Source organism: Citrobacter sp. wls827 (assembly GCF_005280875.1).
Lineage (GTDB): Bacteria > Pseudomonadota > Gammaproteobacteria > Enterobacterales > Enterobacteriaceae > Citrobacter > Citrobacter youngae.
Genome location: NZ_SZWR01000024.1, coordinates 38792 through 58904, shown reverse-complemented (window position 1 = coordinate 58904; position 20113 = coordinate 38792). Strand labels below are relative to the sequence as shown.

Here is a 20113-nt window from a genome sequence, read left to right as displayed (position 1 = left end):
GCCTGCAGGGTCTTATTTTTGAAAGGCTTTTTTTAAGCTGATTTTAGAAATCAGCTCGGTCAGGGAAAGTACCATCGTGGAGCGTACCATTTGCTGGTAGCGCTGGATTTGCATGGCGTGCAGACCTGAGTCTGAGGTATCAAACTGCGGTGGCGGCGGGAGTGCTGCTACGCAGTGAAGTTCGCCAAACGGACCAAGAATCTCATCGTCGGTGAACGCGTATTCATTGCCGTCATGGTTTAACTCTTCCCGCAGCGCCATCAGTAGTTCCGCATCTTCATACTCCGGGCGGCTGAGTACGCCCAGACCGTAGATGAGCTTGAGACGAACGGAAAGATCGCCCAGCGGACCGTCGCCGTCGAGCAACGGTTCTACGGCATATTTTACTGCATAGTCATCTTTGCGAAATACCTGAAGCACAAGGATATTCACCGCCTCGGTGAGCAGTTCTACGGCGGTGATGAGGAAGCTGCGTACGGTTTTGCCAGCATTCAGACGCTCAAGCACACGATTTTCAAAGGCCTGCGTTTGTTCCATTATTGCCTGCATATCTGACAATCTGTCATTTGGGCGCAGGCAGACCTGCGCCACATTCTCAATCATTTGGTCGCGTTATATGCGTTAACCGCCTCCGCCACCACATCACTATTGGCATCCAGACCGGAAACCTGCGCCAGCGCGGCCTGCGGACCTTTTTCGTCAATCAGCGCGGCCAGTTCCTGTGCCTGCGGATCTTCTTCGCTGCGATAGTGCATTGCTGCCGCAATACCGATAACCAGATTCGTGTGCGGCAGGCCGTACTCCAGCGTGCCCAGCAGCGGTTTAATCAGACGGTCGCCCGCGCTCAGTTTACGCAGTGGCTGACGGCCAACGCGCTCAACGTCATCTTTCAGATACGGGTTTTCAAAGCGACCGAGGATTTTCTGAATATATGCTGCATGTTTTGCCGCATCAAAGCCATAGCGTTTGATCAGTACCGCGCCGCTCTCTTCCATCGCACCTTTTACCACTGCGCGGATTTTCTCGTCGAGAATCGCGTCACGGATGGTCTGATGACCGGTCAATTTTCCGAGGTACGCGGTTATAGCATGCCCGGTGTTCAGCGTGAAGAGTTTACGTTCGACAAATGCCATCAGGTTATCAGTTAATTCCATTCCCGGGATGTTTGGCAGTTCGCCTTTGAATTGCGTCTTGTCGACAATCCACTCGCTGAAGGTTTCGACGGTGACTTCCAGCGGATCGTTGGTCGCAGAAGCGGAAGGGGGAACGATGCGGTCTACGGCGGAATCGACAAAACCAACGTGTTCTTCAACCCAGGCTTTGTCTTCATCTGCCAGCGCGTTCATGACGTGGCCTTTCAGCTGGGTCGTGCCGCGCACCATGTTCTCACAGGCGATGATATTCAGCGGAGTCGCGATGCCCTGCGCCTTGCGTTTAACCAGCCCTTTAGCGATGGCAGGTGCGATGCGCTCAAGCACGACCGGACCAACGGCGGTGGTGACTAAATCTACGTGGGCAATCAGTTCAACGACATCATCGCCGATGCTGCTCACCGCGTTGACGCCGGAAACGGTATCAACCTGCTCGTTTTCACCGACCACATGAACCTGATAGCTATGACGGGCATTCAGGGCATCGAGCACGACCTGATTTACATCCGCGAACGTCAGTTGTATCCCCGCGTCCGCCAGCAGTTTGCCGATAAAGCCACGACCGATATTACCTGCGCCAAAATGTAATGCTTTCATAGTATTAACCTTCATTAATGTTTTTACCCAAGAGGGCTGGGGTGAGGCTTTTCCCTCAACCTAACCCTCTCCACAAGGGAGAGGATATCGCCTTCATATTTCGAACTGCAGATGCGTTGGCTCTCCTCGCTCACCCCAGTCACGTACTTATGTACGCTCCTGGGGATTCACTGCGTTGCCGCCTTCCTGCAGCTCAAACTATTTTGGAGATACTTAACCGTTAAGCTTTTTTACCCGCCAGCAGCGCCAGAACTTCATCCACGCTGGTGGTATGGGCCAGACGTTCGATCACGGATTCGTCATCCAGCGCGTTGGTCAGGCTGGTAATCACCTGGATGTGCTCGTTGTTACGTGCAGCGATGCCAATGACCAGACGGGCGATATCGTCTTCTTCTTCGCCGAAGCGTACGCCTTCCGGGTACTGGCAGAACACCACACCGGTTTTCAGCACGCGGTCTTTGGCTTCAACCGTACCGTGCGGTACAGCGATGGACTCGCCGAGGTAAGTCGGGGTCAGTTTTTCGCGGTCCAGCATCGCCTCGACGTACTCTGGCTCAACATAGCCGCCTTTCACCAGTTGCTCACCGGCAAAGCGAATCGCTTCTTCTTTGTTGGTGGCTTTACGGCCCAGGAAGATATTCTCCGCACCCAGTTTGAACAGGTGGGTATCACCCTCTTCAAAGCTGTCTTTCAGGTGGTCGCGGACTTTCTCTTCGTTCACGTTGTGGCGCTGTGCAGCGACCAGACGTTCGGTCAGATTGGAGTACAGACCGCTGTCGAGGAAGTTGGTCAGCGAAATGTGCTGTGCCTGCGGAACCTGGCGCATAGCGCGTTCGGTCAGGTCACGGTGGGTAATGACCAGATCCACATCCGGCGGCAGATTGTTAATCGCGCTGTTGGTGACGGAAATCTGCGACAGACCGGCATCCTGCACTTTCTTACGCAGTACGCCCGCACCCATGGCACTGGAACCCATGCCGGCGTCGCAGGCGACGATGATTTTACGCACATGGCTCAGGTCGTTGGTCACGTCGCCCGCTGCCAGCGGAGATGCGCCTTTGGATTCCGCTTTCATGTCGTTCATACGACGGGTTGCGGCTTCAATGTCATCTTCTTCTTTCACTTTGCTGGTTTTCAGCAGAATCGCCGAGACCACAAAGGAGACCGCCATTGCCGCACAAATTGCCGCGATGTTGGCGAAGTAAGCGCCCTTCGGCGTCATTGCCAGTACGGCCAGGATAGAACCCGGAGAGGCCGGAGACACCAGACCACCGTTCAGGATAGTCAGCGTAAATACGCCAGTCATACCGCCGAGGATAACGGCCAGGATCAGACGCGGGTTCATCAGCACGTACGGGAAGTAAATTTCGTGGATACCACCCAGGAAGTGGATGATAGCCGCGCCGCCTGCAGACTGCTTAGCGCTGCCGCGACCGAAGAACATGTATGCCAGCAGAACGCCCATACCCGGACCCGGGTTAGCTTCAATCAGGAAGAAGATGGATTTACCCATCTCATGGGACTGCTGAATGCCCAGCGGTGAGAAAATACCGTGGTTGATGGCGTTGTTGAGGAACAGGATTTTCGCCGGTTCAACGAAGATAGACGCCAGCGGCAGCATGTCATGGACAACCATGAAGTTAACGCCTGCCGCCAGGATTTTGGACAGTGCTTCAACCAATGGGCCAATGCCAAGGAATGCCAGAATGGCGAGGATCATCCCGATGATGCCAGCGGAGAAGTTATTCACCAGCATCTCAAAACCGGACTTGATCTTACCGTCTACCCAGCCGTCGAAATGCTTGATAGCCCAGCCGCCCAGCGGACCTGCGATCATCGCACCGAGGAACATCGGCATATCAGCACCGACGATCACGCCCATGGTGGTAATCGCGCCCACTACGCCGCCGCGTTCGCCGCCAACCAGCTTACCACCGGTATAACCGATCAACAGCGGCAGCAGATAGGTGATCATCGGGCCGACCAGCTTCGCCAGCGTTTCGTTCGGCAACCACCCTGTCGGAATGAATAATGCGGTGATAATACCCCACGCGATAAACGCGCCGATATTTGGCATCACCATGTTGCTGAGGAATCGACCAAAGCTTTGCACCTTGATCTTAATATCGGATGACATAAAAACACCCCTTCTTATGTTTGCTATCGCGCAGGCTGAAAGCCCGAGGTTTGTTAATGTAGCGGCAGGAGGTAGCCGGACCCTGTAGATACTGCGAAATCTGGCACTGAATCGTTCAACTGTCCAGTCGATGACTTTTAATGTGATCAATGTCACGTAAATATAGGGTTTACGGCATTACTTAATGTGATTTCGATCACAAAACACCGGTATAAAAAAACATCATTACGCGGAAATAGGCTGGAAAAGGCACTTAAATGTGAAGTTGTTCACGTTTTTGCTTTGGCTGTTTGTTGGGTATTTGTGATCTACTTCGCAATAAATATTTGCCAGGATTTCTCCTGATGTGATCTGACGCGGATTCTGTTTCATCTCCCATTTCTTGCTGCTACCCCGCGAGTCGTTCACCTGCAAATTTATACCCTGGTGGTATGGCGGAAATGACTAACTGCAATTATGTTCAAATTACCAGCCATGACTCCTTTCGGCTGCCTGCAATTGAAAGCTCTGATTAGCGTGAATACGAGGCGGGTATGTTTCTAAACTATTTCGCGTTAGGTGTGCTGATCTTCGTTTTTCTGGTTCTGTTTTACGGAATCATCGCCATCCATGATATTCCCTATAACATGGCTAAGAAGCGCAACCATCCCCATGCCGATGCCATCCATACGGCAGGTTGGGTGAGCTTATTTACGCTGCACGTTATCTGGCCGTTCCTGTGGATCTGGGCCACGCTCTATCAGCCAGAACGAGGCTGGGGGATGCAGTCACACATTACGCCGACCGGAAAGGAACAAGACCCTGAAATTGCCGCGCTGGCAGCGCGCATTACCCAGTTAGAAAAAAGGCTGGCTGGGGAGAAAAAAGACGATAACTCCACCTTTCCGGAGATTTGATCATGGATTTGTTGATTGTCCTGACTTACGTGGCATTTGCCTGGGCCATCTTTAAAATATTCCGTATTCCGGTAAACCAATGGACGCTTGCCACAGCCGCATTAGGTGGGGTGTTTATTGTGGCGGGACTCATCTTATTAATGAACTATAACCACCCGTATACCTTTACGGCGCAAAAGGCGGTTATTTCAATACCTGTTACCCCGCAGGTCACTGGAATTGTGAGTGAAGTGACAGATAAAAATAATCAACTGATTAAAAAAGGCGAGGTGTTATTTAAACTCGATCCCGTGCGTTATCAGGCGCGAGTGGACCGACTGCAAGCCGATCTGGTGACCGCCACGCACAATATCGACAATCTGAAAGCCCAACTTTCTGAAGCCGTCGCCAATACCACCCGCGTTTCCGCTGAACGCGACCGCCTGTATAAAGATTATCAACGCTATTTGAAGGGCAGCCAGGCGAAGGTTAATCCCTTCTCTGAAAGCGATATCGACAACGCCCGGCAGAACTATCTGGCCCAGGACGCGCTGGTAAAAGGCTCCGTCGCCGAACAGACGCAGATTCAGACTCAGTTAGACAGTATGGTCAACGGGGAGCAATCTCAGGTTGCGTCCCTGCGCGCTCAGCTCGCTGAAGCCAAATACAATCTTGAGCAGACTATCGTCCGAGCCCCCAGCAACGGCTATGTTACGCAGGTGCTTATTCGGCCCGGAACCTACGCCGCCGCGCTGCCTCTGCGCCCGGTGATGGTGTTTATTCCGGAACAAAAACGGCAAATCGTGGCGCAATTCCGCCAGAACTCGTTGCTGCGTCTTAAACCGGGTGATGAAGCGGAAGTGGTCTTCAACGCGCTGCCAGGCCAGGTATTCCCCGGCAAGCTCACCAGCATTCTGCCGGTTGTACCGGGCGGTTCTTATCAGGCCCAGGGAGCATTGCAGTCTCTGACGGTGGTGCCGGGTACCGATGGCGTGCTGGCCACGATTGAACTGGCTCCCAATGCAGATGTGGATGCACTACCGGACGGTATCTATGCCCAGGTGGCGGTCTATTCCGACCATTTCGCCCACGTTTCGGTGATGCGTAAAGTGCTGCTGCGCATGACCAGCTGGATGCATTATCTTTATTTGGATCATTGAGACCAGCATCACCTGCCATTTGTCGTGGCCTGAGCCATACTAAGCGGTGTCCAGATATTCGTTGGACATCGCTTTTTTGTTGGCAAAAAGGACACGGCATGAAACTCATTGGCAGCTATACCAGCCCTTTTGTGCGTAAAATTTCTATTCTGTTGCTGGAAAAGGGCATCACCTTCGAATTCGTTAATGAACTCCCCTATAACGCGGATAGCGGCGTGGCGCGATACAATCCATTGGGAAAAGTGCCCGCGCTGGTCACCGATAAGGGAGAGTACTGGTTTGATTCTCCGATCATTGCTGAATATATAGAGTTGTTGGATATTGCACCCGCAATGCTGCCGCGTGAGCCGCTGGCGGCACTCAAAGTTCGTCAACTGGAAGCGCTGGCCGACGGTATTATGGATGCGGGATTAGTCTCGGTGCGCGAACAGGCTCGCCCCGCTGCGCAGCAGTCAGAAACTGAATTGCTACGCCAGCGCGAAAAAATTACCCGCAGCCTGGATGTGCTGGAAGGTTATCTGGCGGACGGTACGCTGAAAACGGATACGGTTAATCTGGCAACGATTGCGATTGCCTGTGCCGTGGGCTATCTCAATTTCCGTCGGGTTGCGCCTGGCTGGTGTGTGGACCGTCCACGTCTGGTCAAACTGGTGGAAACACTCTTTCAACGCGAAAGTTTTGCCCGTACGGAACCGCCAAAGGCTTGATGCAGATAATACCCGCCTGAGCAAAGTCACGGTACAATCCTTCCTATATCGATATCCCTCTCCACGGTGGAGAGGGCCACCAACAGCCAGGCCCTTTCATGACAACCGACATGCGTTCACTCTACAGCCAGCTTCCTGCTATCGATCGTTTACTGCGCGATAGCGCTTTCCAGGTCTTACGTGAGTCCCACGGTCATACCCGCGTGGTGGATCTGCTGCGTCATATGCTCGATGAAGCCAGAGAGGCGATTCGCGACACGCAGGCGCTTCCAGCATGGGGGGAAGACTGGGCGCAAGAGGCCAGCTCCCGGCTGGAACGAGAATCGCAAAGCGCGCTGCGCCCGGTGATTAATCTGACGGGGACTGTGCTGCATACCAATCTTGGGCGTGCATCACAAGCTGAGGAGGCGATTGCTGCGGTGGTGCAGGCGATGCGTACGCCGGTGACGCTGGAATACAGCCTGGATGATGCCGGACGTGGACATCGGGATCGGGCGCTGGCGGATCTACTCTGCCGCCTGACCGGCGCGGAAGATGCCTGTATTGTCAATAATAATGCCGCTGCGGCTCTGCTGATGCTGGCCGCCACGGCCAACGGCAAAGAGGTGGTCGTTTCGCGCGGCGAGCTGGTAGAAATTGGCGGCGCGTTTCGTATTCCCGACGTGATGTGCCAGGCCGGATGTATCCTGCGCGAGGTTGGCACCACCAACCGGACCCATGCGAAAGATTACCGTCAGGCGGTGAATGAAAACACCGGTCTGCTGATGAAAGTCCATACCAGTAATTACAGCATTGAAGGCTTTACCAGCTCGGTTGATGAAGCTGAGCTGGCCGCCATTGGTCAGGAACTGGATGTGCCGGTAGTGGCGGATCTGGGTAGCGGCTCGCTGGTCGATCTCAGTCAGTATGGTTTGCCGCAGGAACCGATGCCGCAGCAGCTCATTGCCGCAGGTGTGAGCCTGGTGAGTTTCTCTGGTGACAAACTGTTGGGCGGGCCGCAGGCCGGGATTATCGTCGGTAAAAAAGAGATGATCGCCCGCTTACAGAGCCATCCGCTGAAACGCGCGTTACGGGCTGATAAAATGACGCTGGCAGCGCTGGAAGCAACGCTGCGGCTCTATCTGCACCCGGAAGCGCTGGCGGAGAAGTTGCCGACGTTACGCCAGCTCACCCGCACGAAAGAGGCTGTCCACGCGCAGGCGCTACGATTACAAGCACAATTGACAGAACATTATGGTGCCGAGTTTGCGTTGACTGTCATGCCTTGCCTGTCGCAGATTGGCAGCGGCTCGCTACCAGTTGATAGGCTGCCGAGCGCGGCATTAACCTTTACCCCCCATGACGGGCGTGGAAGCCGCCTCGAAGCGCTGGCCGCCCGCTGGCGTTTGCTGCCCGTGCCGGTCATTGGGCGAATTTATGATGGCCGCTTGTGGCTGGATCTGCGCTGCCTTGAAGACGAGACCCGGTTTATGGAGATGATGCTGAAATGATTATTGCAACCGCCGGACACGTTGACCACGGAAAAACAACGTTATTACAGGCGATTACCGGCGTGAATGCCGACCGGCTGCCGGAAGAAAAAAAGCGCGGCATGACTATCGACCTCGGCTATGCCTACTGGCCGCAGCCGGACGGGCGGGTACTGGGATTTATCGATGTCCCTGGTCACGAAAAGTTTCTGTCCAACATGCTGGCGGGTGTCGGTGGTATCGACCACGCGCTGCTGGTGGTGGCGTGTGATGACGGCGTGATGGCGCAAACGCGTGAACACTTGCAAATCCTGCAACTGACGGGCAACCCACAGCTTACCGTGGCGCTCACAAAAGCCGATCGCGTCGATGAAGCACGCATTGACGAAGTACGTGCCGAGGTGCAAACCACGCTGGGTAACTATGGTTTTGCCGATGCGATACTGTTCGTAACTGCCGCCGGTGAAGGCCGTGGTATCGAAGCGCTGCGTGACCACTTGCTGCAGTTGACGCCGCGTGAACTGGCTCGCGATCACACCTTCCGCCTGGCGATTGACCGCGCTTTCACGGTAAAAGGCGCAGGTCTGGTCGTAACGGGAACGGCGCTCAGCGGAGAAGTGAACGTCGGGGATGCGTTGTGGCTTACGGGCGTCAACAAACCGATGCGCGTACGTAGCCTGCATGCGCAAAATCAGCCGACCGAATACGCTCACGCCGGACAGCGAATTGCGCTGAACATTGCCGGTGATGCGCAAAAAGAAGAGATTAACCGTGGTGACTGGCTGCTTGCAGATGCACCGCCAGAGGCCTTCTCACGCGTCATTGTCTCTTTAGAACACTCGGCTCCGCTGATGCAGTGGCAGCCGCTGCATATCCACCACGCGGCCAGCCACGTGACCGGACGTATCTCACTGCTCGAAGGGACGCTGGCGGAACTGGTGTTTGATACGCCGCTGTGGCTGGCTGATAACGACAGGCTGGTGCTGCGTGATATTTCTGCCCGTACGACGCTGGCAGGCGCACGTGTCGTGACGCTGAATCCACCGCGTCGTGGGAAGCGTAAGCCGGAGTATTTACAGTGGCTGTCGGCGCTGGAAAATGCGCAGAATGACGGCGAAGCGCTGGCATTGCATCTGACTCGCGGGGCGGTGAATATTCCCGATTTCGCATGGGCACGCCAGCTCAATGGCGACGGCATGCGTCCGTTGATTGAGCAACATGGATTTATTCGCGCCGGGTATAGTCTGTTGAATGCGCCCGTTGCTGCACGCTGGCAGCGTAAGATTCTGGATACGCTGGCGACCTACCATGAACAGCACCGTGATGAGCCGGGACCTGGACGTGAACGCCTGCGTCGTATGGCCCTGCCGATGGAAGATGAAGCGCTGGTCCTGCTGCTGATTGAAAAGATGCGCGATAGCGGCGCTATTGATAGCCATCATGGCTGGCTACATTTGCCGGATCATAAGGCCGGTTTTAGCGATGAGCAGCGGGCTATCTGGCAAAAAGTAGAACCTCTGTTTGGTGATGAGCCGTGGTGGGTGCGGGATCTGGCGAAAACCACGGCTACGGACGAGCAGGCGATGCGTCTGGCGCTACGGCAGGCGGCGCAGCAGGGCATTATTACGGCGATCGTCAAAGATCGTTATTACCGTAACGATCGGATTGTGGCCTTTGCCAATCTGATCCGCGAACTGGATCAGGAGAGAGGATCGACCTGCGCTGCCGATTTCCGCGACAGGCTTAACGTCGGGCGTAAATTGGCTATTCAGATTCTGGAATATTTTGACCGTATTGGTTTTACGCGTCGTCGGGGAAATGATCATTTATTACGCGATGCATTACTGTTTCCCGAAAAGTAATGAAACAATTAATTCAAAAATTAAATGAATTAATACAAAATAGATATTGATTGAAATAAGCACATTAGATTATGAACCTAATGTGCTTTTTAATTTTCAATGTTATTAAAATAACAACCACGATCATATTTTGTTGGGATTATCACTCGTATGCTTCCTGCCTCTTTTGAGTAATTAAGGATCGTACAATGGCTGCTTCAACATTTTTTATTCCTTCCGTGAATGTAATTGGCGCTGGTTCATTAAAAGATGCAATGAATACAATGGCGGAATATGGTTTTCGTCGTACGTTAATTGTCACGGATGCCATGCTGGCGAAATTAGGTATGGCGAGTGAAATTCAAAAAGCGCTGCAGGAACGTGATATTTTCAGCGTAATTTATGATGGTACGCATCCTAATCCGACAACCAGCAACGTTGCCGCAGGTCTGCAAATGCTGAAAGAAAATGCCTGTGATAGCGTAATTTCCCTCGGTGGCGGTTCCCCACACGATTGTGCGAAGGGGATTGCGCTGGTGGCGGCTAACGGCGGCGATATTAGTGATTACGAAGGCGTCGACCGTTCTGCAAAACCGCAGTTGCCGATGATTGCCATTAACACGACGGCGGGAACGGCATCTGAAATGACCCGTTTTTGCATCATTACCGACGAAGTACGCCACATCAAAATGGCGATTGTCGATAAGCACGTTACACCGCTGCTGTCCGTCAATGATTCTTCGCTGATGGTCGGTATGCCGAAGTCCCTGACAGCGGCAACCGGTATGGATGCGCTGACTCACGCGATTGAAGCGTATGTCTCCATTGCGGCAACGCCGATCACCGATGCATGTGCGCTTAAAGCCGTGACGATGATTGCCGAGAACCTGACGATCGCCGTGGAAGATGGCGCCAATGCTCAGGCACGTGAAGCGATGGCTTACGCACAGTTCCTCGCAGGTATGGCATTCAACAACGCCTCTCTGGGTTACGTTCACGCAATGGCGCATCAGTTGGGTGGTTTCTACGACCTGCCGCACGGTGTCTGCAATGCGGTACTGCTGCCGCACGTTCAGGTCTTCAATAGCAAGGTGGCCGCAGCTCGTCTGCGCGATTGTGCTGCGGCAATGGGCGTCGACGTGGCTGGATTGAACGATGCGCAAGGAGCCGAAGCCTGTATCGCGGCAATCCGCGAACTGGCGCAGAAAGTGAATATTCCGGCAGGTTTGCGTGAGCTGAACGTTAAGGAAGAAGATTTTGCTGTTCTGGCGACCAACGCTCTGAAAGATGCCTGTGGTTTTACTAACCCGATCCAGGCGACACATGAAGAAATCATGGCGATTTATCGTGCTGCCATGTAATTCGTGATACCTGTCGTAAAGCAGTAAAAGGCTGGCGAATAATTCGCCAGCCCCGTCTACCCTTGTAGTACCCCTACAGCAAGGAGACGGTCATGACCAACAACCCCCCTTCAACGCGTATTTATCCCGGCGAGTATGGTTACCCTCTGAAGTTAAAGGCCCGATACGATAACTTTATCGGCGGCGACTGGGTTGCACCAGTGGACGGTGAGTATTACCAGAACCTGACGCCAGTTACCGGGCAATTACTGTGCGAAGTGGCCTCTTCCGGCAAAAAGGATATCGATCTGGCACTGGATGCCGCGCACAAAGTAAAAGACAAGTGGGCGCAGACATCCGTGCAGGACAGGGCGGCGATTCTGTTCAAAATTGCCGATCGTATGGAGCAAAATCTGGAGCTGCTGGCGACGGCAGAAACCTGGGATAACGGTAAACCCATCCGCGAAACCAGCGCGGCAGATGTGCCGCTGGCAATTGACCATTTCCGCTATTTTGCCTCCTGTATTCGTGCGCAGGAAGGGGGAATCAGCGAGGTTGATAGCGAAACCGTGGCTTATCACTTCCATGAACCTCTTGGTGTGGTAGGGCAAATTATCCCGTGGAACTTCCCGCTGCTGATGGCCAGCTGGAAGATGGCACCCGCGCTGGCGGCGGGTAACTGCGTGGTGCTGAAACCCGCGCGCCTGACGCCGCTGTCCGTGCTGTTGCTGATGGAAGTCATCGGCGATCTGCTCCCGCCTGGCGTGGTGAACGTGGTAAACGGCGCGGGTGGGGAAATTGGTGAGTATCTGGCGACGTCAAAACGTATTGCGAAAGTGGCGTTTACCGGCTCAACGGAAGTTGGGCAGCAGATCATGCAGTACGCCACGCAGAACATTATTCCTGTCACGCTGGAACTGGGCGGCAAGTCACCCAATATCTTCTTCGCGGACGTGATGGATGAAGAAGATGCGTTCTTTGACAAAGCGCTGGAAGGTTTTGCATTGTTTGCCTTCAACCAGGGCGAAGTGTGTACCTGTCCGAGTCGTGCGCTGGTTCAGGAATCCATTTATGAACGTTTTATGGAAAGGGCCATTCGCCGCGTGGAGAGTATTCGTAGCGGTAATCCGTTAGACAGCGTGACGCAGATGGGCGCGCAGGTGTCGCATGGTCAACTGGAAACTATTCTGAATTACATCGACATTGGTAAGAAAGAAGGTGCAGATGTTCTTACCGGCGGGCGGCGCAAGCACCTGGATGGTGAGTTAAAAGAGGGTTATTACCTCGAACCAACCATTCTGTTTGGTAAGAACAACATGCGGGTTTTCCAGGAGGAGATCTTTGGCCCGGTACTGGCGGTCACTACCTTTAAAACCATGGATGAGGCGCTGGAAATCGCCAATGACACGCAATATGGGCTAGGCGCCGGCGTCTGGAGTCGTAACGGTAATCTGGCATACAAGATGGGACGCGGTATTCAGGCTGGCCGTGTCTGGACCAACTGTTACCACGCTTACCCGGCACATGCGGCGTTCGGCGGCTATAAACAGTCGGGCATCGGGCGCGAGACACACAAAATGATGCTCGAGCATTATCAGCAAACCAAGTGCCTGCTGGTGAGCTACTCGGATAAACCACTGGGACTGTTTTAATTTCTCGTCACTTATTGCCCGGTTTTGCGCCGGGCATATCTTTATTCTGCAGTTATATAAAAACCCATATGTCGTTATATAAACAAGATAATTGCACTCCATGTACATATTCATCTACTATCCTCCAATCTATTTTTAAATCCAAATAGAATTCTTATTTGTTATTTCAATCTCTGAGGCAAATATGTTCCTTAATTATTTTGCATTAGGAGTGCTTATTTTTGTATTCCTGGTCATTTTTTATGGGGTTATTATTCTGCATGATATTCCCTATCTGATTGCAAAAAAACGTAATCATCCTCATGCCGACGCAATACATGTTGCGGGTTGGGTGAGTTTGTTTACCTTACATGTTATTTGGCCCTTTTTATGGATCTGGGCAACGCTTTATCGCCCGGAGCGCGGATGGGGCATGCAGAGCGCGGATTCTTCCCTGATCCAGCTGCAGGCAAGGGTTGCCGATCTGGAAAAAAAATTGGGTGAGGTGAAGACCTCTGCGGCGGAGTAATATCGATGGATTTGCTGATTGTTCTGACCTATGTAGCGTGTGCATGGTCAATATTTAAGATTTTTAAAATTCCTGTCAACAAATGGACAGTACCTACCGCAGCATTGGGCGGTATATTTATTGTGTGCGGACTGATATTACTGATGAATTATAATCATCCGTATACCTTTAAGGCGCAAAAGGCGGTAATTTCTATTCCCGTAGTGCCGCAGGTAACGGGTGTCGTGACGGAAGTGACAGATAAGAAGAATACACTGATCAAAAAAGGCGAGGTGCTATTCAAACTTAATCCGGGGCGTTATCAGGCGCGGGTCGATCGTCTGAAAGCCGATATTGTCACCGCACAGCATAAAGAGCAGGCTCTTGCTGCGCAACTGGATGAAATGCAAGCCAACACGCAACGGGCAAAGGCTACCCGTGACAAGCTGGCGAAAGATTATCAGCGCTATGCGCAGGGAAGCCAGGCGAAGGTGAATCCTTTTTCTGAACGCGATATCGACGCGGCGCGGCAAAACTATCTGGCGCAGGAAGCATCGGTGAAGTCCTCCATTGCGGAACAACAGCAAATCCAGAGTCAGTTAGACAGCCTGGTGCTGGGGGAAAATTCACAAATTGCCAGCCTGAAAGCACAGTTAGCAGAAGCGGAGTTCAATCTGGACCAGACCGTGGTTCGCGCGCCCAGCGATGGCTATGTGACGCAGGTGCTGATGCGTCCGGGAACCTATGCCGCCGCACTGCCTATGCGCCCGGTGATGGTGTTTATCCCGGATCAAAAACGGCAAATTATCGCCCAGTTCCGTCAAAACTCGCTGCTGCGACTGGAGCCAGGCGATGAAGCGGAAGTGGTGTTTAACGCCCTGCCGGGTAAAGTATTTAGCGGTAAACTGGCTGCTATCAGTCCGGCCGTACCGGGTGGTACATACCAGTCGAACGGGGCGCTGCAATCCTTAAACTCTACGCCCGGTTCTGAAGGGGTGATCGCCACGATTGAGCTGAATGATAATGCGGAGGTTAGCGCGTTACCTGACGGGATTTACGCGCAGGTCGCCGTATATTCTGACCACTTCGAACATGTGTCAGTCATGCGCAAAGTCTTGTTGCGAATGACCAGTTGGGTGCATTACCTGTATCTCGATCATTAAACCCAGGCTGTTTTGCTTGCTCAGTCTACTGCTCCAGCGACTGAGTAAGCTGCCGGCGAATCTCAGCCAACATCTCATCAAGAATATACTGCACCCGCCAGGGCTGATACTCACGCTTGCGGAAAATCGCTACCAGATCCAGCCACCATTCATGTTGTTCAGAAAAACACGGGACCAGCAACCCGACCTGAACATCCTTTTGCACGCTCGTATTCGGCGCAAAAACAATGCCCAGATGGTTTCGAGCCAGCGCCAGTGCAGACTGTGTGTTGTCGCAGACGTAATTTCCCGTCACGCGGTAGTCGTGCATCTCTTTGCCACCGGTGGAGGTAAATCGCCAAATATTGGCATCGTCGATCATCATGGAATCAATCAGAATACAAGAGTGCTGTTCAAGATCTTCAGGGCCGCTTATAGGATGAGTGCTAATATATTCCGGGCTGGCAAAGGCCGTTACTGCATATTTAGTAATAAAACTGGCGACCAATGATTCGTCTTTGGGATGCGCATAGGTGATTAAAACATCACAATCATCAGGAAAGTCGACGCCTTCATAAAATGCTTTCCGTTCAAGATTACATGTTTTCAGTGAGAGGCTAATGTCGCCGATATTCTGAATCTTTGCGATAACATGTTGCGACAGGTAAGCAATAATCCCGGTTGGCGCATATACCGTTACCCGGCCGCGTTTTTCGTGCTTATAATCAGCAATGAAATTATTCAACTGATCGTTTCGGTCTAACATGTCATTGATGTAAGGGAGCAGCGCAGTACCAAACGGCGTGAGGGTCAACTGTCGGGTGGTGCGGTCAAACACCTTTAATCCAACCTTTGATTCAAAATCAGCAAGATACTTACTGACGTTGGCTTGCGCAATGCCGAGGATGGTCGCTGCGTGGCTGATGTTTTCACTGGCAGCGATTACCGAAATAATCTTCAGTTCCCGGTGTTTAAGTTGTAATTTATTCATCGCCAAGCCCGATATATATAATTTTTTATATATTACTATATAAATATGGATGTTGCACCGATGAAATTGTAAGCATTATTATGCACGCGCTTTGTAGCTTATTTTAAAATGGAATGTTGGCATGTTAATTAAAAGCAATATTGTGGCACTATTTGCCTTTTCTTTTATGGCGAGTGCGACAGCCGCAGAATTTTCTATTGGCGGTGGCGCTGTATATAATGAATCTCCTTATCGTGGATATAATGATAATGTTCACGCAGTACCGCTTGTCAGTTATGAAAGTGAATCATTTTATTTTAGGCAAACAACGTTAGGTTATATTCTTTCAAAAAACGAAAGCAATGAATTTAGCATTACTGCCTCATATATGCCGCTTGAGTTTGATCCAGGTGATAACGACGACCAGGCGATGAAAAAGCTGGACAAGCGTGACGCTACCGCGATGGCGGGTGCAGCATGGTATCACCATGAAAAATGGGGCAGCGTGAAAGTCTCCGCGGCGGCAGATGTGCTGGATAACAGCAACGGTTGGGTAGGAGAAGCGTCTCTGTTCCGCCAAATGCCGATGGGCAAGCTGACGCTGACCCCGGCTGTTGGCGTGCTCTACTATGACGAAAACTTTAACCAATATTATTACGGCATCTCTGGCAATGAATCCCGCCGTAGCGGGTTATCAAGTTATTCCCCAGGCGATAGCTGGACACCGTATGTTGGCTTGTCCGCTAAATATGCATTGACCAGCAACCTGACGCTGTTGGCCAGCGCTAACTATAGCGTGTTGCCGGATGATATTAAAAATAGCCCGATGGTCGATCGCGACGACAGCTTCACTTTCCTGTCAGGGGTGAGCTGGCGCTTCTGATTCTCACCCGTTTGTCCTCATGGAGGAGGGCAATTTTTTCAGTGTTGCAGGCCGGATAAGACGTGAAGCGTCGCCATCCGGCACGTTTTCACTTACCGCTCATTTACCCAGATACGCATTTCGCCTTCACCACGGTTCGCCCAGCTAAACCACGGAATAAACGTCAGGGTATGCGCCTGACGCGAAGCCGGTGAAACATCATAGTGCCACAAGGATTGCTGCGTCGCGTCGGCGCGACTTTGCTTCACACCTTCAGCCTGAATTAACATCTTATGGCTGAACAGCCCCTTACCCTCGAATACTCTGAACTCACTCTCTTTTGGTAGCCACAAGTTATGCAACTCCTCGCCGTTGTCGGCCTGCTCCAGGCAATACACCAGCGGCCCACGTTGAATAGCGACCTTCCCTGCCACATGGCGCACCAGTGGATTTCCGTACACCCGGCGCACCGGCATCGGCAGGGTCAGACTGAGCGTATCGCCTTCCTGCCAGGTCCGGCTGATGTGCAAGTAGCCTTTGCGAATATCCTGCTCAACCGGCTGACCATTCAGCAAAACCTGTGGCGCGGAGCACCAGTCTGGCAGGCGCAGAGCGAGGGTGTGATACACCGACTGCGGTGATTCGATGGCGATTTTTACCTGTTCATGCCATGGGTAATCCCCGCTAATACGTAGCTTAAGCGAGCCATTTGCAACAGGGACCTCCATGCTATTGCCCACGTACATATTGATATACAGCGCGTCCTGACGTGGCGTATAGATGTAGTGGCCAATTGAGGTTAACACGCGGGCGATATTCGGCGGGCAACAGGCGCAGCCGAACCAGCGCTGACGAACGGGCTTCACGTGGTCATAAATATGGTTAAATTTTAATGATTTAGGGTGCACTTCCAGCGGGTTAACGTAGAAGAAATGCTTGCCGTCGAGTGCCATACCGCCAAGTACCGTATTGTACAGGGCGCGCTCCATCACGTCGGCATACTGACTGTCGGCCTCCATTTCCAGCATTCTGCGGGCGAACATCATCAGGCCGATTGAGGCGCAGCTTTCCGCATACACGGAGTCGTTGGGCAGATCGTAATCGCTGCTAAATGCCTCCCCACTGCTTTGCGAGCCGATCCCGCCGGTAATATACAACTGGCGCTGGGCCATGTTTTTCCACAGACGCAGGCAATCCTGACGCTTGCCTTCGTCCTGGCTTAAGCGTGCCAGATGCGCCACGCCGGTCATCAAGTAGACAAAGCGTACCGCATGACCGATAGCCGTTTGCTGTTCTGAAATAGGCTGATGTGCCTGGCTGTAGGGCTTGTCCTTCACCATCCACGCCGGGCCGTAGGTGTGCCAGTAAGAGGTTTTTCCGCGTTTTTCGTACTCTTCGTCGTAGAAATGAGGCTGTGCGCCGCGCTGCTCAACAAAGTAATTTACCAGCGCCATATAGCGAGGTTGCTGGGTCACTTCGTACAAGCGCATCAGCGCCAGCTCGATTTCCGGGTGTCCGGGGTAGCCGCGCAGTTGATTCTCCCCGAGTCCAAACACGCTGTCGATGTGATCCGCCAGGCGACACACCACCTCTAACAAACGGCGTTTTCCCGTCGCCTGGAAGAACGCGACGCCCGCTTCAATTAAATGACCGGCGCAGTAAAGTTCATGACATTCGGCGAGGTTGGTCCAGCGTTCATTCGGGGCTTTCACCGTGAAGTAAGTATTGAGATAGCCATCTTCACACTGCGCAGCCGCCACCAGTTCAATGACGTCATCGGCCGTTTTTTCAAGTTCCGCATCGGGTTTCTGGCACAGGGACCAGGCAACGGCCTCCAGCCACTTTGCTACGTCGCTATCCTGAAAAACCATGCCGTAAAACTCGCCATCCTGCAGGCCCGCGGCGATACGGAAATTTTCTATTGCATGGCTGGGTTCCGCCTCTGCAATGCGGTCATTGAGCGCATCCCATTGATAGGGGATCACCACGTCACGCACCAACTGCTGATATTGTCCGAGGAACGGATCGCTGACGGTGAGCTTATGCAGGTCGACTTCCAGTACGTTCATTTCGTGCTCCTTAAGGCTGTACATGACGCTGACGCAGATCGGTGGAAATACGCGACATCATCGGGTTATTGAGTTTGCAGATGCGGACAGATAGCGCCAGCAGCAGGTGGAACAGCGCGGGCAGCAGCGTTTCCATCGCAGTAATCCCTTGCAGCGAACTGGCGGTTTGATTACCAGCGCCTGGCTGATAGGCGACAAAAATAAACAGCAGGCTGATGATCCCCGCACTTGAGGCCCAGGCCAGCTTGATGAAAAACAGGTTAAAGGCGAAATTCATGCCGGAGGAACGCACGCCGGTTTTCCACTCGCCGTAATCGTCGGCGAAGGCCATCAGCGAGAAGTGCAACGGCAGCGTGAAGCCTAAAATAATGCCATTACCGAGGATCACCGCCAGCCACAGCGTCTGATAAGCTGGGCCGGTTGGCAGGAACCACATCATTACCGCCAGCGCGGCCAGTACCAGGTTGGTGTAGTAATAGAGTTTGACGGTATCGATGCGACGGGTCAGAGGGCTGACGATCACTGAACCAATGATGGACGCGAAGGTCACCATGGTGAAAAACAGCGACGTATAGGCGGTGCTACCTTCCAGCACGTAGGTAATAAAATACATGTACCCGCCGCCACGAATATTGAAGACGTTGATCAACAGGAAAGACATTACCAGCATCAACAATAGCTGATCGTTTTTGCGCAGCCCGCCAATGTGCTCACGCAGGGTAAATTTTCCCATCATTGCCAGTGGCACACGCTCGCGTACCCAGAAGAAGCAGCACAGGAACATCACCACCGCGATGGTGCACAGGATGCCCACGCCAAACTGATAACCCTGTGCGGCATTGCCCTGACCCAGAATATCCACCATCCACGGCAGACCAACGGAAACCAGGAATCCCGCCACGCCGCACAGCACAAAGCGCCAGGACTGACAGGCGATCACCTCGTTATGGCGGGTCGTCATCGTATTGATCAGCGCACAGTACGGCACGTTGATGGCGGTATAGCCGACGGAGAGCAGCAGATAGGTACCGAACGCCCAGGCGATTTTTATGCCCATGCTGGCGTCCGGGACGGTAAAAGTGAGTACGCCAATGATGCCAATGGGAACCGCGACCCACAGTTGCCACGGGCGAAAGCGCCCCCAACGGCTTTGCGTACGGTCGGCCAGCACGCCCATGATGGGGTCGGAAATGGCGTCAAATACACGCAAAGCAATAAATAATGTGCCGACCAGCGCAGGCGTTAACCCGAAGACATCGGTGTAGAAAAATGTCAGAAAGTTCATGATCAGGCAGGTAATTACCGTCCCGCCCGCATCGCCTAGCCCATAACCAATTTTTTCACGCAGGGATAATTTGTCGTCTTGGGCACGCTGTGCCAAATCAGATGTTGTAATCGGAGCCGAAGTCATAAATAACTCCCGGAGATGATGTTCAGAAAGTGTCCCGCTACATTGCGGGTTTTTTAGTGGTAATTTGCAAAGTACGTTATTTATTCTGCACGAAATGTTTAGCGCAACAAGGGAAGGGAAAAGTATAAAAAGATGACAATTCCGACTTTATAATGAAAATGTGATTTCGATCCGGTGAAAAGTAATTTTATGATTAATAATCAATGATAAAGGTATTTTTAATAATACGAAAAGTGGGAATTT

General features: G+C 52.6%; 16 protein-coding genes. 10 read left to right on the top strand and 6 right to left on the bottom strand.

Annotated features, from left to right (window positions below; translation table 11 throughout):
- Positions 1-12 precede the first annotated feature (12 nt).
- The 3 genes from mtlR to mtlA all read right to left on the bottom strand — a co-directional run bounded on the left by mtlR (position 13) and on the right by mtlA (position 3885).
- Positions 13-603: a mannitol operon repressor MtlR gene (mtlR, locus tag FDX03_RS20675; protein ID WP_048213698.1), complete on the bottom strand. Its 591-nt coding sequence runs from the start codon at positions 601-603 to the stop codon at positions 13-15.
- A complete protein-coding gene (gene mtlD, locus FDX03_RS20670) occupies positions 600-1748 on the bottom strand; it encodes a mannitol-1-phosphate 5-dehydrogenase (protein WP_048213697.1) in 1149 nt (382 codons plus the stop codon). Before mtlD ends, mtlR begins: the two co-directional genes overlap by 4 nt.
- A gap of 220 nt (positions 1749-1968) precedes the next feature.
- A complete protein-coding gene (gene mtlA / locus FDX03_RS20665; protein ID WP_101742500.1) occupies positions 1969-3885 on the bottom strand; it encodes a PTS mannitol transporter subunit IICBA in 1917 nt (638 codons plus the stop codon).
- A gap of 533 nt (positions 3886-4418) precedes the next feature.
- On the opposite strand from mtlA, the gene FDX03_RS20660 reads away from it, so the two are divergent.
- The 9 genes from FDX03_RS20660 to FDX03_RS20620 all read left to right on the top strand — a co-directional run bounded on the left by FDX03_RS20660 (position 4419) and on the right by FDX03_RS20620 (position 14579).
- Positions 4419-4781 carry a DUF3302 domain-containing protein gene (locus FDX03_RS20660; RefSeq protein WP_061066819.1) on the top strand — a complete coding sequence of 121 codons (363 nt, stop codon included), beginning with the start codon at positions 4419-4421 and terminating at the stop codon, positions 4779-4781.
- A 2-nt stretch (positions 4782-4783) separates the two neighbouring features.
- The gene (locus FDX03_RS20655; protein WP_048213694.1) at positions 4784-5920 is read left to right on the top strand and encodes an HlyD family secretion protein; all 1137 of its coding nucleotides are present in this window, start codon (positions 4784-4786) and stop codon (positions 5918-5920) included.
- A gap of 98 nt (positions 5921-6018) precedes the next feature.
- The gene (locus FDX03_RS20650) at positions 6019-6627 is read left to right on the top strand and encodes a glutathione S-transferase (protein WP_048213693.1); all 609 of its coding nucleotides are present in this window, start codon (positions 6019-6021) and stop codon (positions 6625-6627) included.
- Between the two features lie 98 nt (positions 6628-6725).
- Positions 6726-8117: an L-seryl-tRNA(Sec) selenium transferase gene (selA, locus tag FDX03_RS20645; RefSeq protein WP_137346513.1), complete on the top strand. Its 1392-nt coding sequence runs from the start codon at positions 6726-6728 to the stop codon at positions 8115-8117.
- The gene (selB, locus tag FDX03_RS20640) at positions 8114-9958 is read left to right on the top strand and encodes a selenocysteine-specific translation elongation factor (protein WP_115601306.1); all 1845 of its coding nucleotides are present in this window, start codon (positions 8114-8116) and stop codon (positions 9956-9958) included. Before selA ends, selB begins: the two co-directional genes overlap by 4 nt.
- 188 nt (positions 9959-10146) lie before the next feature.
- Positions 10147-11298 (top strand): L-threonine dehydrogenase, encoded by a 1152-nt coding sequence (yiaY, locus tag FDX03_RS20635; protein ID WP_048213690.1) that lies wholly within the window; start codon positions 10147-10149, stop codon positions 11296-11298.
- A gap of 92 nt (positions 11299-11390) precedes the next feature.
- Positions 11391-12929: an aldehyde dehydrogenase AldB gene (gene aldB, locus FDX03_RS20630; RefSeq protein WP_061066814.1), complete on the top strand. Its 1539-nt coding sequence runs from the start codon at positions 11391-11393 to the stop codon at positions 12927-12929.
- Between the two features lie 184 nt (positions 12930-13113).
- Complete coding sequence (locus tag FDX03_RS20625; RefSeq protein WP_061066813.1) at positions 13114-13437, top strand: DUF3302 domain-containing protein; 324 nt, start codon at positions 13114-13116, stop codon at positions 13435-13437.
- Positions 13438-13442: 5 nt separating this feature from the next.
- Entirely contained in the window at positions 13443-14579 is a 1137-nt protein-coding gene (locus FDX03_RS20620; RefSeq protein WP_061066812.1) for an HlyD family secretion protein, read from the top strand.
- 25 nt (positions 14580-14604) lie between these two features.
- On the opposite strand, the gene FDX03_RS20615 is transcribed toward FDX03_RS20620, so the two are convergent.
- On the bottom strand, positions 14605-15549 hold the full coding sequence (locus FDX03_RS20615) for a LysR family transcriptional regulator (RefSeq protein WP_048213686.1): 945 nt from the start codon (positions 15547-15549) through the stop codon (positions 14605-14607).
- 121 nt (positions 15550-15670) lie between these two features.
- Between FDX03_RS20615 and FDX03_RS20610 the strand changes: the two genes are divergently transcribed.
- A complete protein-coding gene (locus tag FDX03_RS20610) occupies positions 15671-16411 on the top strand; it encodes a MipA/OmpV family protein (protein ID WP_101743231.1) in 741 nt (246 codons plus the stop codon).
- Between the two features lie 92 nt (positions 16412-16503).
- Here the strand turns inward: FDX03_RS20610 and FDX03_RS20605 are convergent, their stop codons facing one another.
- Positions 16504-18459, bottom strand: a complete 1956-nt coding sequence (locus FDX03_RS20605; RefSeq protein ID WP_137346512.1) for a glycoside hydrolase family 127 protein — start codon at positions 18457-18459, stop codon at positions 16504-16506.
- 10 nt (positions 18460-18469) lie between these two features.
- Positions 18470-19870 carry an MFS transporter gene (locus FDX03_RS20600; protein WP_137346511.1) on the bottom strand — a complete coding sequence of 467 codons (1401 nt, stop codon included), beginning with the start codon at positions 19868-19870 and terminating at the stop codon, positions 18470-18472.
- Positions 19871-20113 lie beyond the last annotated feature (243 nt).

Coding starts and splice junctions, on each gene's coding strand:
- aldB (WP_061066814.1), top strand. CDS start 11,391: ATGACCAACAACCCCCCTTCAACGCGTATTTATCCCGGCGAGTATGGT.
- FDX03_RS20620 (WP_061066812.1), top strand. CDS start 13,443: ATGGATTTGCTGATTGTTCTGACCTATGTAGCGTGTGCATGGTCAATA.
- selB (WP_115601306.1), top strand. CDS start 8,114: ATGATTATTGCAACCGCCGGACACGTTGACCACGGAAAAACAACGTTA.
- FDX03_RS20605 (WP_137346512.1), bottom strand. CDS start 18,459: ATGAACGTACTGGAAGTCGACCTGCATAAGCTCACCGTCAGCGATCCG.
- yiaY (WP_048213690.1), top strand. CDS start 10,147: ATGGCTGCTTCAACATTTTTTATTCCTTCCGTGAATGTAATTGGCGCT.
- mtlA (WP_101742500.1), bottom strand. CDS start 3,885: ATGTCATCCGATATTAAGATCAAGGTGCAAAGCTTTGGTCGATTCCTC.
- FDX03_RS20655 (WP_048213694.1), top strand. CDS start 4,784: ATGGATTTGTTGATTGTCCTGACTTACGTGGCATTTGCCTGGGCCATC.
- FDX03_RS20615 (WP_048213686.1), bottom strand. CDS start 15,549: ATGAATAAATTACAACTTAAACACCGGGAACTGAAGATTATTTCGGTA.
- mtlR (WP_048213698.1), bottom strand. CDS start 603: ATGATTGAGAATGTGGCGCAGGTCTGCCTGCGCCCAAATGACAGATTG.
- mtlD (WP_048213697.1), bottom strand. CDS start 1,748: ATGAAAGCATTACATTTTGGCGCAGGTAATATCGGTCGTGGCTTTATC.
- selA (WP_137346513.1), top strand. CDS start 6,726: ATGACAACCGACATGCGTTCACTCTACAGCCAGCTTCCTGCTATCGAT.
- FDX03_RS20625 (WP_061066813.1), top strand. CDS start 13,114: ATGTTCCTTAATTATTTTGCATTAGGAGTGCTTATTTTTGTATTCCTG.
- FDX03_RS20600 (WP_137346511.1), bottom strand. CDS start 19,870: ATGACTTCGGCTCCGATTACAACATCTGATTTGGCACAGCGTGCCCAA.
- FDX03_RS20610 (WP_101743231.1), top strand. CDS start 15,671: ATGTTAATTAAAAGCAATATTGTGGCACTATTTGCCTTTTCTTTTATG.
- FDX03_RS20660 (WP_061066819.1), top strand. CDS start 4,419: ATGTTTCTAAACTATTTCGCGTTAGGTGTGCTGATCTTCGTTTTTCTG.
- FDX03_RS20650 (WP_048213693.1), top strand. CDS start 6,019: ATGAAACTCATTGGCAGCTATACCAGCCCTTTTGTGCGTAAAATTTCT.